This window comes from Proteus alimentorum, from assembly GCF_002607735.1.
GTDB lineage: Bacteria > Pseudomonadota > Gammaproteobacteria > Enterobacterales > Enterobacteriaceae > Proteus > Proteus alimentorum.
Genome location: NZ_NBVR01000044.1, coordinates 78,286 through 91,065, shown reverse-complemented (window position 1 = coordinate 91,065; position 12,780 = coordinate 78,286). Strand labels below are relative to the sequence as shown.

Sequence of the window (12,780 nt, the reverse complement as noted above, 5' to 3'; positions counted from 1 at the left end):
GATGAGGTATTATTCTTCACTAGGTTCTATGCTTAGATAGAATCTGGCGTCGATTTCAATAATAGGACAATGGCTATGCACAAAATAACCTTAGCTGCTCTTTTACTCAGCACATCCACATGGGCATTTGCACATAACATCACTGAAAACTCAGTACTTCCCGCTGTCACAATCAATGACAAAGGTGAGCTACTTTATGACACAACCAAAGATAAGTTTAGCTACCAAAATTGGAACAGTGGGCTGCTCAGTGGAAAAGTACGTACTGTTCAGCATATCGCAGGACGTAGCAAGGCTAAGGAGATGAATGCGCCGTTTATTGAAGCCGTAAAACTGGCTAAATTCCCACAAACCCGTTATCAAACTACAACGATTATTAATACTGATGATGCCGTATTTGGTACAGGCCCATTTGTTCGTGGCAGCGTTGAAGACAGTAAAAAAGCATTTCCTTGGTCACAGTTTATTGTTGATGCTGATGGCGTAGCATTAAAAGGCTGGGGATTAGAAAAAGAGAGTTCAGTTATTGTTGTTTTAGATAAACAGGGCAAAGTCCGTTTCGTCAAAGAAGGTGTATTAAGTGGTGCAGAAATTACGACTGCAATCAACCTTATCAACGATTTAATTAAAGAATAATTTCTGTGTCAGAGCCCTTTCATATATAGGGCTCCAACCTTATCTGGTCTACTTAAAAAATAGAAACTCTAAATCCTGGATTTATCAGCGACTCTTTTGGGGAATAATCTAACGTTACCCCTTTCCAATCTGTAACATGTGCACCCGCGGCAATCGCAATGGCATGGCCTGCTGCGGTATCCCATGTATGCGTAGGCCCGAAGCGAGGATAAAGCTGCGCTTTGCCTTCAGCAACTAAACAAAATTTCAAGGATGAACCAACAGCAACGGTTTGATGTGTGCCAAGTTGAGATAAATACTCTTTTAATTCATCATCTTGATGAGAACGGCTAATCACAATCACTGGTGGCTCTGCACGACTTGCATGGATAGGCAATCGTTGTCCACACACTTCTTTCCACGCCTGCTTATTTGCCGCCGCATATAACACATTTTGAACGGGCGCATAGACAACCCCTAAAACAGGAATACCCTTTTCAATTAAAGCAATGTTTACCGTAAATTCACCATTTTTACTGATAAACTCTTTAGTTCCATCTAGAGGATCAATCAACCAATAGCGATCCCAATGACGACGAACTTCCCATTCAGGGGGAGCTTCTTCAGATAATTGAGGTATATCAGGAGCAATAGAAGCAAGTCCTTGTTTGATAATTTGATGAGCGGCCAAATCAGCCTCTGTAACAGGTGAATTATCACTTTTTTCCTGTATTTGGATAGGCTCTGACTGCTGGTAGATTTGCATTATCGCCATACCTGCTTGGCGGGCTAATTTGCTGACTTGTTCTAACATCATGCACCTCTCTTATTTCTATAAGCAGATAACTTCACTTATAAAAATTAATTACCCTACTGTCTCTTTATTTTAGTCCAGAGACAAAAATAGCCGGCAAAAACCGGCTATTTTTTACTCTGATTTACCGCAGAATAAGAAATTATAAAATTTCTAATAATTCTACTTCAAATACTAATGTTGCGAATGGAGGAATAGCCGCACCCGCTCCGCGTTCGCCATAAGCTAATTGGTAAGGAATATATAATTCCCATTTTGAACCTACTGGCATTAATGTTAATGCTTCAATCCAGCCTGCGATAACGCCATTTACTGGGAATTCAGCGGGTTGCCCACGTTGAACTGAGCTATCAAACACAGTACCATCGATTAAACGCCCCGTGTAGTGAACACGAACATGATCAGTACGCGCAGGGATTGCACCATCACCCGCGGTCAGTACTTTGTACTGTAAGCCTGATTCTGTAACTTGAACACCTTCATTTTTCACATTTTCTTCTAAGAAAATCTTACCAGCATCAGCCAACGCTGCTTGTCGTTCTTGACGAACAGCTTCAGCACGCTCGTGCATAGTACGTAAAGCATTGTGTAATGTTTCAACAGGTACAGAAGGCGCATTACCTTCTAATGCATCGGTCAAGCCAGCTAACAGTGCCGCGGGCTCTAATCCTTGAAGACCTGATTCAGTCAGTTGTTGACCGACTTGCAGACCAATACCGTAACTTGCCTGTGATTCGATAGAATCAAATGATGGTTTTGACATGAAAAATACCTGTTTTTTATGAAAGTTAGATCCAAGAATAACAGTGGTAAGGTACAGCGTAAACCTTCAGTCTTGAGTAATGGGGATTATTCATTAAAAACATAAGCAATTGAGCCTATTCACCGCAATTTGATATTTTTTTCTTGGCATTTGTCATACTTATTTTCACAACATCACAACACAAGCATATAATTATAAGCAGGCACCGAACTGCCTAGCCTTATAAATATCAATATATAATATGTTCAGAGAGGTATTAAGTGAAGATAACGACAAATCCCTATTTCCGCGAACAAGGCTATATTGATGGTCTTTGGTGTAATGCTAAAAACAACGAAACTGTTGATGTTATCGATCCTGCCACCGGTACTTTACTTGGCACTGTACCCAATATGGCAACACAAGAAGCAATAATGGCTGTTGATGCTGCACAAAAAGCCTTACCAAAATGGCGCGCACTTACAGCACATCAGCGCGGAGCATTATTGCAAAACTGGTTTAGATTAATCACTGAAAACAAAAGAAAACTTGCTGAATTAATGACATTTGAGCAAGGTAAACCCGTTGCTGAAGCTGAAGGCGAAATTACTTATGCCGCTTCTTTTATCGAGTGGTTTGCAGAGCAAGGAAAGAGAACCAACGGTGAAATGATCCCCTCACCTTCTGCTGATAAACGCTTGATGGTGATTAAACAAGGTATTGGTGTTTGTGCTGCGATTACCCCCTGGAACTTCCCTGCCGCGATGATCACCCGCAAAGCTGCTCCGGCATTAGCCGCGGGTTGTACGATGGTGATTAAACCTGCCAATGAAACACCTTATACCGCATTAGCTTTAGCGGAATTAGCGACTCAAGCCGGTATTCCTGCGGGTGTGATTAATATTGTGACTGGTGATGCCATTAAAATTGGTGAAGTCTTTACCTCAGATAACCGTGTTCGCAAATTAAGTTTTACAGGCTCTACGGGTGTTGGACGTTTATTAATGCGTCAGTGCTCAGATAGCGTAAAAAAAGTCTCTTTAGAGTTAGGTGGCAATGCGCCGTTTATTGTATTTAACGATGCTGATATTGATAAAGCGGTTGAAGGGGCGATGGGTGCTAAATTCCGCAATGCAGGACAAACCTGCGTTTGCGCTAACCGTTTTTATATTCATAAAGATGTTTATCAACAATTTAGTGAACGCTTTGTTGCTGCTGTTAAAAAACTCAAAGTGGGTAACGGTTTTGAAGATGGTGTCACTATTGGACCTCTTATTAATCACAAAGCCGTTGAAAAATCACAATCTTTACTGGCTGATACTCTAAAACGCGGTGCGACACTGCTTTGTGGTGGTGAAAATGATAAAGCGGGTGAGAACTTCTTCCAACCTACTGTTGTGGGAAATGTTCCCGCAGATAGTCATATTCTTGAAGAAGAGATCTTTGGCCCTGTGGCACCTTTAGTTATCTTTGAGGATGAAGATGAAGTGGTGCATTTAGCTAATAACACCATTTATGGTTTAGCGGCTTATTTTTATAGTGAAAATCCACAACGTATTTGGCGTGTTGCTGAGAATTTAGAATACGGCATGGTAGGCATTAACACGGGTTTAATTTCCAATGAAGTTGCGCCATTTGGTGGCATTAAGCAATCAGGTTTAGGCCGTGAAGGTTCTGAACACGGCATTGAAGACTATATGGAAATGAAATACCTCTGCCAAGGATTATAAATAATCTTTAACCCAACTTATAAAAGTAAGTCAGCATGGATGCTACTACTTTTTTCTTTTTTATCATTATTTTTAAAGAAAAATACCCTCGATAGTCACCAAGGGTATAAGGTGTCAGCTCAATATTCTTATCAATGAGTTATCAGTGATAAAGCATTTCGTGAACAATATCATCTGCTTTCATGGAATAAGGGTAATATGTTGGCCAGTTACTTAATTCTTTCAGTAGCTCATCTTGTGATGTATTGCCCATATATAAATGGAAGTGCTCTGCTTTCTCTGGCGCAATAATATGGTCGCTAAATTGAATAAATTTAGGTGCTTGGCTTTTAGCATCATCACAGTGGAAAAGATAACGTACTCCTTTTTTACCAGACTCATAATGTAGAATACGATACCCATCATAATGATATTCACAGCTATCTACCTTCTCGCCACGATGGAACTCGATGATATTGTTTTCAATACCAATCATATCCACATCAGTTTTATAGCCTTGTGCGTAATAGGCGCGATATTCTTCAACGGTTTTATCTTTTTTCGTTTCTGCTTTCTTTTGTAAAACCTCATCTAGCTCGCCACTCACCAGATAAGGCTCTACAGATTGCCATACGCCATCCCAATCACTCAGTTGGCGATTGAGAACGTCCTTGTCCTCAAAAATTCCGTTAGCAGCATCGCGTTGTGCTTGTGTTTGCACTTTTTCATGATGATGTCCATGTGCTAAAACTGACATCGCACTCCCCAATAACCCCATAATCAAAATACAAGAAAGAACAGGCTTTTGCATAATCTTACCCCTGAACTGCTTTAAAACGTGGATTTGACTTACAAATCACATAAAGACGACCACGGCGACGCACCACTTTGCAATCTGGGTGGCGTTGTTTGGCACTTTTCAATGAACTTAATACCTGCATTATTTCTTCCTTACTTAATAAATTGACCAAAACGTTTATTAAAGCGTGCCACATTACCTTCTTGAGAATGTGTCTTTTGCTTACCGGTATAAAATGGGTGTGATTGAGAAGAGACATCTAATGTCACATAAGGGTATGTTTGCCCTTCATACTCTATTGTCTTTTCCGTTTGGATGGTTGAACCCACTTTAAAATAAGCATCTGCACTAGTGTCATGGAAAATGACAGTTCGATATTGAGGGTGAATACCTGGTTTCATAATAAACCTCACTTTAACTGTAATGTTATAATATAACAATTATGAATTGCGATAATGTACCGTTTTTTAATTTTATTGACCAGTTTTTTTTGATTTGTTTTTCTATCTCAAGAAAGAGGTATGTTTTGGGCGAGGATTTTTTTAAGTGATATAAGTGGATTTTCTGTTTTTTTTTATTCAGTGTTCCTATTTTCCGCTAAAGTTATACTAAGGTGGCAAAACTAAGACGGCAAAAATAGGATCTATTATGGCTAATTGGCGCGATAAGCTTTTCAGTAAGTCACCTCTGTCTATCGACCTCAAAATAGACTTTCCTAACGTTTGTCCTTTTGCTGCTCCTTCAATTTTTTCACAATTAGTACCTTATGAAATAGGTGATACACCTTTGCCTGATGAATTAAATCTCTTATCAGACACTCACTTAAAAATAAAACCTGATGATTCAATACCTTTTAGTTGGTCAGCAGGTGCTCGCGAAGGTATTATTTTGCACCAACGAATAGGTCGAGCGATTGAACAGAAACCTTCTCAAAAAGTATGTGAAGAATTTGCATTATCACTCTATCATGCAATAAAGCATGTCGTGCTTTTACCTGATAAAGATCATATCGATTCTTTTTATTCAATGACTTGCCAAGACAAACTCGCCCCTATTACCTATCTTTCATATCTAATAGATAAAATAGAACAAGATGAAACGCTGATTAATCATGAGAGCTATTTTCAATTCATTTTATGGATCTTAAAGCTAAGTCCTGATAAGAATCCGATAAAAATCGCCTTAGGGCTATTAGGATCGTTCAACGATAGTCCTTCTCAACGTTTACTTTTATTGTTTGCTCTTCATCCTGAATTTACACTTTATGCTATTCGTTCGCTAAAACAACGCCTTTCTTGTGAAGATTTTGAGCCTTTTTTATATTCCCTTGGTCAACGAACTAAAGGTTGGGGACGTATCCAATTTATCGAACATCTACCTTCAACACTGTCTGTTAATAATCGCTATTGGTTGCTGACTGAAGGGTATAAAAATAATGTGATGACAGAATATGTGGCCTATGACTGTGTCACGAAAGGGGCATTATTAGAGATGTTGAACACACATCCTTTAGATAATGAGCTATTGCTTGGCTGTAGTGATCTTTTACACGCACTGCTTAATGGAGGCCCCGCAAAAGATATCTATGATTATGTAGAGGGTCCCCAAGCGTGCAATGTTTTTATTTCACAAGTCGATATTTTGCCACCAAAAGAATTAAAACTCCTTTATTGCGTCTGTGAAATCGCCGACTTTGTGCAAAATAGTGGTGAAGATTGGTTATTACTCGAGTCTCTCGGCTGGAATGATCATTGCCAACAACAAATTATCTCTGCTTCGCAAAATATTATCCAAAAACCAGAATGGTCGACACTCATTATCGAGGCATTACAAAACCCTTCTCGCTCAAAAAATTACCAAGCAAGCCTTGTCGCTAAATCTCTTCGCCTTGATATTTGGGAATTGCTCTTTTCACTCCAAAAAGATAATCCCAATGCGGATTGGTGGTACCAATTAATGCAAACAGATGCTTCTCACAAAATAGAAAGAGTAGTTAAACTTGCAGAACAACAAATTGAATTAACAGCATTCGATAGCACAGGTGATCCATTAATAGCTACCTACTCTGAATATCAGCCTCATCATGCCGTTGAATATATTATGCAAGATCTTGGTGGTTTTCCTGGTATCGGCTGGTCACTTATCAAAAGGCAATTACGCAGTCCGACATTGCGCGATAGAAATATGGCGCTGAATGTGCTTTCAACATGGCCTGACACATTATTGCCTCATGATCTTTATAGTGAATTAACGCAGGCTTTAACCATAGAAACTGATAAAAATGCGTATCAACGTATGAAACTATTTTTAGTTAACCATCAAGGGAATAAAGAACATTAACGGTTAGAGCGAATAGATAATTCTGAAAAGAATTCAGGGAGCAGGTTAGGATCATGGTTCGTGCTAGTATGGCTACAAGAAATAAAAAAGATGTTACAGCAATTCATAATACTGATTCACAGATCAATAATGAGGTGAATATGGGCAAATTCCCTGGTTTACATCGTCGAGCAATACTGGTTATTGCTATTGCTTTATTGGTCGTGTTTTTTTGGCCGACAAGTGAAAACACGAGTGAGCCACCTCAACCGTCATCATCAACGCATGATCTTCCTGTCCCAATCGCATCTACAAATGATCTGACATCTCAAACAGCGATCCCTCAAGCACAAGATAGTTTAAATGCCGATCCCGCGGTTTCTCCATCAATAGAGGATCCAACGGCAAATGATCCTGAAGGAAATATTGCTCAAACAACACCGCCACAAAACACACAATCAACCCCAGCGCAAACATGGCAAACTTATACCATCAAAGAGGGGCAAACCTTAGCGCAACTTTTTAGAGACAATCAGCTTCCTGTCAATGATGCATTTTCTATGGCGAAATCAGAAGGCCAACAAAAATCATTAAGTCAATTACGCTCAGGGCAAACTATTCGTTTACAGCGTAATCCTCAAGGTGATATCAGTATGCTAGAAGTGACAAATAGCGCCGGTACCGTTATCACTTACACTCGTTTGAGTGATGGAAGCTATTACCGTACACCATAGTAAGAATAGTAAGAAGAACATTTATTTATCCCAAAAAAAACGCCAGCTAAGCTGGCGTTTTTCTTTATCAACATTCACTGTTTAATCAAAGATTATTCAGCAACGATGATAACATTCAGTTCAGCGAATACGTCACTGTGAACTTGGAAGTGAACTTCGTGGTCACCAGTAGTACGCAGAACGCCATTTGGCAGGCGAACTTCGCTCTTACACATTTCAACGCCAGCTGCAGTTACTGCATCAGCGATGTCACGAGTACCGATTGAACCAAACAGTTTACCTTCGTCACCCGCTTTAGAGCTGATAGTGACAGAACCCAGTGCATTGATCTTCGCTGCACGAGCTTCAGCTGCTGCTAAAGTTTCAGCTAATTTAGCTTCTAACTCAGCACGACGCGCTTCGAAAAACTCGATGTTTTTCTTAGTCGCAGAAACAGCTTTACCCTGTGGGATTAAATAGTTACGAGCATAGCCCGATTTTACGTTAACCTGATCACCCAGGCTACCCAGATTCGCTACTTTATCAAGCAGAATAATTTGCATTACCTTATCCTCTACAAGTCATTAATGGACTATATACCTATTACTGATGACGATCAGTATAAGGTAATAAAGACAGGTAGCGTGCGCGCTTGATAGCACGAGCCAGCTGACGCTGGTATTTTGCACGAGTACCGGTGATACGACTTGGTACAATTTTACCACTTTCAGTGATATAGTTTTTCAGCGTAGCGATATCTTTATAATCGATCTCTTGTACGCCTTCTGCTGTGAAACGGCAGAACTTACGACGACGGAAATAACGTGCCATATGGCTAGTCTCCAGAATCTATCAATTCAATCTGCTCGGCATGAAGCACCAATTTAAATAATCCATTTCTCGCCTGATGGCTACTAATGAATCCAGAAACGGTGATTAGGCTGCCGACCGTTATACTGTGAGTAACTGCTTGTAACGCTTTCCCGCTAGCAATAATGGGCATTCGACACCATGATTGTCTTTTTAATCCCGCCTCTTCTTGTATTGAACGATGTTCAATAACAAATTGACAGTGCGGGATCCCAGCGGGGCTAACTTTTCGAATTAATGCTTTGCACACTGTGCCAGTTAGCACCAAATGATTATTAGCCGTCACAGCACTAATTACTCTTCAGAATCCTCTGCTACATCATCAACTTCATCTTCATCATCGAGGTCATCAGCGATATCACGACGGCGTTCGTCTTTTGCTTTAACCATTGGAGAAGCTTCAGTTACTGCGTGTTTAGTACGCATGATCATGTTGCGGAGAACGGCATCGTTGAAACGGAAAGTAGTTTCCAGTTCATCAATCACTTCCTGCGGAGCTTCAACGTTCATCAGAACGTAGTGTGCTTTGTGCAGTTTGTTGATTGGATAAGCTAATTGACGACGACCCCAGTCTTCTAGACGGTGGATCTGACCATTTGCATTAGTGATAGCGGTTTTATAACGCTCGATCATGCCCGGAACTTGTTCGCTCTGGTCAGGATGAACCATAAAAACGATTTCGTAATGACGCATTTGATATTGCTCCTTACGGATTTATCAGCCTCCTGTCAGGGTCAGTCACCACCCATGGAGGCAAGGAACTTGTTTAAGTTGTGACTGAAAAAATTGACGCGTAACTATACCCCCGCAGTCAATAAAACTCAAGGGAGTATGGAGAATAAAATAAACTCAGCAATTATTTCACAATAATACGCTGGCGCATCGCTTCAAATAAGCAAACGCCAGTTGCCACAGAAACGTTGAGTGAAGACACGGTACCCGCCATTGGGATACTAATCAGCTCATCACAATGCTCTCGAGTTAAACGACGCATACCTTCACCTTCAGCGCCCATCACTAATGCCATTGGGCCAGTGAGCTTACTTTGATATAAAGTATGATCTGCTTCGCCTGCTGTGCCGACAATCCAAACGTTCTCTTCTTGCAGGAAACGTAATGTACGCGCAAGGTTAGTCACTTTAATTAAAGGAACACTTTCTGCTGCACCACAAGCTACTTTTTTGGCTGTTGCATTTAATTGTGCAGAGCGATCTTTCGGAACGATAACAGCATGCACACCCGCTGCATCTGCACTACGTAAACAAGCCCCTAAATTATGAGGATCAGTAACGCCATCTAGCACTAATAAGAAAGGTGTACCGACTTTAGCTAACAAGTCTGGTAAATCTTGTTCTTGATACTGACGACCTGGTTTTACTTTAGCAATAATACCTTGGTGAACAGCACCCTCTGTTTGGCTATCTAACCATTGGCGATTAGCCACTTGAACCAGAATACCTTGCGCTTCTAGTTCATGAATAACAGGTGTTAAACGGCGATCTTCACGCCCTTTTAATACATAAACTTCTTTAAAACGTGCAGGATCACGCTCAAGTAATGCGGTTACTGCGTGAATACCATAAATAATTTCTTCGCTCATAGCGGTGCTTACTCATTAAAAAATAAAAGGCACAAAACAGATAAAAGGCGGAGTCTCCGCCTTTTAAATAAAGAACCAGAAGAACGAAACTTTATGCATTATCGCGTTTAGCTGCGCGTTTAGCTTTAAGTTTTGCCTCTATCTTTTTGGTTTGTGATGATGCTTTCTTACGTTTGCTACTTGCTTTGTCTTTCGCAACTTGGTCTTTTACGGCTTTGTCTTTGCTCGCCTTGCCTCGGCCTGATTTTCCTTTTTTAAAGGCACTGTCTGGCTCAAAGTTTTTATCTTTGCTGGCATCACGACGGCGAGACTTACTTGAACTTGCGTTTTTCTTGTCTTTTTCGCCTTTCAATCCACGAACACGAGCCGTTTTACCCGGATTACGCGCAGTGCGTGTTGTTGAAATTAAGGAGAAGTCGATAGTACGCTCGTCCATACTGACCGCTTCTACTTTCACTTCAACTTCATCACCAAGGCGATAAACTTGTCCTGAAGACTCACCAATTAAACGCTGTCCGACATTATCATACTGATAGTAATCATTATTTAATGTAGAAACATGCACCAAGCCATCAATAAACAGATCATTTAAGCGAACAAAGAAACCAAAGCCCGTTACGCTGGTAATAATCCCTGTAAATTGTTGACCTATTTGATCCAGCATAAAGTCACATTTCAGCCAATCAGCCACATCTCGTGTTGCTTCATCAGCACGGCGCTCGGTTAAAGAGCAGTGCTCGCCTAATTGCAACATGGTGTCCATATCACTATGGTAGCCACCCGTTGGTGTCCAACGTTGTGAACCGTGACCTTCTTGTTTCGCAATTTGATATTTAATAGCGCGATGCAAAGCCAAGTCAGGATAACGACGAATAGGTGAGGTAAAGTGCGCATAAGATTTTAATGCTAAACCAAAGTGCCCACGATTTTCAGGATCATAAATTGCCTGTTTCATTGAGCGCAAAATCATGGTTTGTAGCATTTCACGATCAGGTCTGTCTTCAACCTCTTTCATGACACGCGCGTAATCTGCTGGCTCTGGTGTTAAGCCTCCTGGCAACGTTAAGCCTAATTCATTAAAGACAGAGCGTAGATTCAGAACGCTCTCTTCTTTAGGTTTATCATGAATACGATAAAGTGCAGGTTCTTCGTTTTTCTCAACAAAACGAGCGGCTGCGATATTAGCAAGGATCATGCACTCTTCAATCAATTTGTGTGCATCATTACGAATAACAGGCTCAATGCGCTCAATACGGCGTTCTGCATTAAAGATAAACTTCGCTTCTTCTGATTCAAAACCAATCGCACCACGTTGTTCTCGTGCTTTATCTAACGCTTGGTATAACTCATACAGATGCTCAATATCTTTAACAATAGGCTTATAGTGTTCACGCAGTTCTTCATCACCTTGAATGATTTTCCACACTTTGGTGTAGGTCATTCGAGCATGAGAACTCATCACCGCTTCATAGAATCTATAAGAAGAAAGACGCCCTTGCTCAGAAACCGTCATCTCACAGACCATACATAAACGGTCAACTTGTGGGTTTAATGAACACAATCCATTGGAGAGAACTTCTGGCAACATTGGCACGACTTGAGAAGGGAAATAAACAGAGTTTCCTCGGCTACGTGCTTCTGTATCTAATGCTGTTTGTGGGCGTACATAATAGCTCACATCGGCAATCGCAACCCATAAACGCCAGCCGCCCCCTTTTTTACGTTGGCAATAAACGGCGTCATCAAAATCTCGCGCGTCTTCACCGTCAATAGTAATTAAAGGTAAGTCACGTAAATCAACACGTCCTTCTTTAGCAGACTCAGGCACTTCTTCTTTTAAATCAGCCACTTCTTTTGTAACTTTTGCCGGCCATGTATAAGGGATCTCATGAGTACGTAATGCGATTTCTACCGCAATACCCGTTCCCATAGTTTCACCTAAAATCTCGATAATACGGCCTACGGCTTGAGTGCGACGCGTTGGTCTTGTTGTGATTTCAACAACAACCACATTACCCATTCGTGCACCCATGATATCTTCTTTAGGAATAAGAATATCAAAGCTTAAACGGCTATCATCAGGGACAACAAATCCCATACCTGACTCAATAAAATAGCGACCTACAATTTGGTTATTGCGAGGTTCAATAACACGAACCACACGACCTTCACGGCGACCTTTTCTATCCATACCTAAAGGTTGAGCAAGGATCACATCGCCATGCATCGTTTTTTTCATTTCATCTTGTGAAAGATAGAGGTCATCTTTTTGACCTTCTGCACGTAAAAAACCATAACCATCGCGGTGACCAATTACCTTGCCTTTCCACAAATCAAGGCGTTCAGGTAATGCGTAGCACTGGCGACGGGTAAAAACTAATTGACCATCACGCTCCATCGCTCTTAAGCGGCGACGTAACGCTTCTAAGTCTTCTTCACCTGAAATTTTTAACGCCTGTGCTAAATCTTCACGGCTCATGGGTGCCGTGCGCTTTTTCATTTCTTCTAAAATATATTCACGACTAGCAATTGGAGAGGCGTATTTTTCTGCTTCTCTATCCTGAAAAGGATCTTTTGACATTATGACCTCCAAGCTATC

The 12,780-nt window shown here is 40.8% G+C and carries 15 protein-coding genes; 4 read left to right on the top strand and 11 right to left on the bottom strand.

Annotation, left to right across the window (positions count from 1 at the left end; genetic code table 11):
• Positions 1-75: 75 nt before the first annotated feature.
• Positions 76-636: a YtfJ family protein gene (locus B6258_RS17705; RefSeq protein ID WP_099076381.1), complete on the top strand. Its 561-nt coding sequence runs from the start codon at positions 76-78 to the stop codon at positions 634-636.
• Between the two features lie 52 nt (positions 637-688).
• Here B6258_RS17705 and cysQ read toward each other — a convergent pair whose 3' ends face one another.
• Positions 689-1,429, bottom strand: a complete 741-nt coding sequence (cysQ, locus tag B6258_RS17700; RefSeq protein WP_099076398.1) for a 3'(2'),5'-bisphosphate nucleotidase CysQ — start codon at positions 1,427-1,429, stop codon at positions 689-691.
• Positions 1,430-1,571: 142 nt separating this feature from the next.
• A complete protein-coding gene (locus B6258_RS17695) occupies positions 1,572-2,192 on the bottom strand; it encodes a BamJ family beta-barrel-assembly machinery protein (protein ID WP_099076380.1) in 621 nt (206 codons plus the stop codon).
• 260 nt (positions 2,193-2,452) lie between these two features.
• Between B6258_RS17695 and B6258_RS17690 the strand changes: the two genes are divergently transcribed.
• The gene (locus tag B6258_RS17690) at positions 2,453-3,901 is read left to right on the top strand and encodes an NAD-dependent succinate-semialdehyde dehydrogenase (RefSeq protein ID WP_099076379.1); all 1,449 of its coding nucleotides are present in this window, start codon (positions 2,453-2,455) and stop codon (positions 3,899-3,901) included.
• Between the two features lie 142 nt (positions 3,902-4,043).
• Here B6258_RS17690 and zinT read toward each other — a convergent pair whose 3' ends face one another.
• From zinT to B6258_RS17675, 3 genes are read right to left on the bottom strand one after another with little or no spacing between them, the layout of a single operon-like run.
• The gene (gene zinT / locus B6258_RS17685; RefSeq protein ID WP_099076378.1) at positions 4,044-4,691 is read right to left on the bottom strand and encodes a metal-binding protein ZinT; all 648 of its coding nucleotides are present in this window, start codon (positions 4,689-4,691) and stop codon (positions 4,044-4,046) included.
• Positions 4,692-4,695: 4 nt separating this feature from the next.
• Positions 4,696-4,821 (bottom strand): type B 50S ribosomal protein L36, encoded by a 126-nt coding sequence (gene ykgO / locus B6258_RS17680; protein ID WP_006535739.1) that lies wholly within the window; start codon positions 4,819-4,821, stop codon positions 4,696-4,698.
• Positions 4,822-4,831: 10 nt separating this feature from the next.
• Positions 4,832-5,080 (bottom strand): type B 50S ribosomal protein L31, encoded by a 249-nt coding sequence (locus B6258_RS17675; RefSeq protein WP_099076377.1) that lies wholly within the window; start codon positions 5,078-5,080, stop codon positions 4,832-4,834.
• Positions 5,081-5,327: 247 nt separating this feature from the next.
• Here B6258_RS17675 and B6258_RS17670 point away from each other — a divergent pair, with 247 nt between their 5' ends.
• The gene (locus tag B6258_RS17670) at positions 5,328-7,019 is read left to right on the top strand and encodes a hypothetical protein (RefSeq protein WP_099076376.1); all 1,692 of its coding nucleotides are present in this window, start codon (positions 5,328-5,330) and stop codon (positions 7,017-7,019) included.
• A 68-nt stretch (positions 7,020-7,087) separates the two neighbouring features.
• Positions 7,088-7,732: a LysM-like peptidoglycan-binding domain-containing protein gene (locus B6258_RS17665; RefSeq protein WP_240531623.1), complete on the top strand. Its 645-nt coding sequence runs from the start codon at positions 7,088-7,090 to the stop codon at positions 7,730-7,732.
• 92 nt (positions 7,733-7,824) lie between these two features.
• Here B6258_RS17665 and rplI read toward each other — a convergent pair whose 3' ends face one another.
• The 6 genes from rplI to rnr all read right to left on the bottom strand — a co-directional run bounded on the left by rplI (position 7,825) and on the right by rnr (position 12,762).
• The gene (rplI, locus tag B6258_RS17660; RefSeq protein WP_023583606.1) at positions 7,825-8,274 is read right to left on the bottom strand and encodes a 50S ribosomal protein L9; all 450 of its coding nucleotides are present in this window, start codon (positions 8,272-8,274) and stop codon (positions 7,825-7,827) included.
• 40 nt (positions 8,275-8,314) lie between these two features.
• Positions 8,315-8,542: a 30S ribosomal protein S18 gene (gene rpsR, locus B6258_RS17655; protein ID WP_000135199.1), complete on the bottom strand. Its 228-nt coding sequence runs from the start codon at positions 8,540-8,542 to the stop codon at positions 8,315-8,317.
• A 4-nt stretch (positions 8,543-8,546) separates the two neighbouring features.
• Positions 8,547-8,867, bottom strand: a complete 321-nt coding sequence (priB, locus tag B6258_RS17650) for a primosomal replication protein N (RefSeq protein WP_099076374.1) — start codon at positions 8,865-8,867, stop codon at positions 8,547-8,549.
• Between the two features lie 8 nt (positions 8,868-8,875).
• Positions 8,876-9,274 carry a 30S ribosomal protein S6 gene (gene rpsF / locus B6258_RS17645; protein ID WP_023583607.1) on the bottom strand — a complete coding sequence of 133 codons (399 nt, stop codon included), beginning with the start codon at positions 9,272-9,274 and terminating at the stop codon, positions 8,876-8,878.
• A gap of 163 nt (positions 9,275-9,437) precedes the next feature.
• A complete protein-coding gene (gene rlmB, locus B6258_RS17640) occupies positions 9,438-10,169 on the bottom strand; it encodes a 23S rRNA (guanosine(2251)-2'-O)-methyltransferase RlmB (RefSeq protein ID WP_164996193.1) in 732 nt (243 codons plus the stop codon).
• A gap of 103 nt (positions 10,170-10,272) precedes the next feature.
• Complete coding sequence (gene rnr, locus B6258_RS17635) at positions 10,273-12,762, bottom strand: ribonuclease R (RefSeq protein WP_099076372.1); 2,490 nt, start codon at positions 12,760-12,762, stop codon at positions 10,273-10,275.
• Between the last annotated feature and the right edge of the window lie 18 nt (positions 12,763-12,780).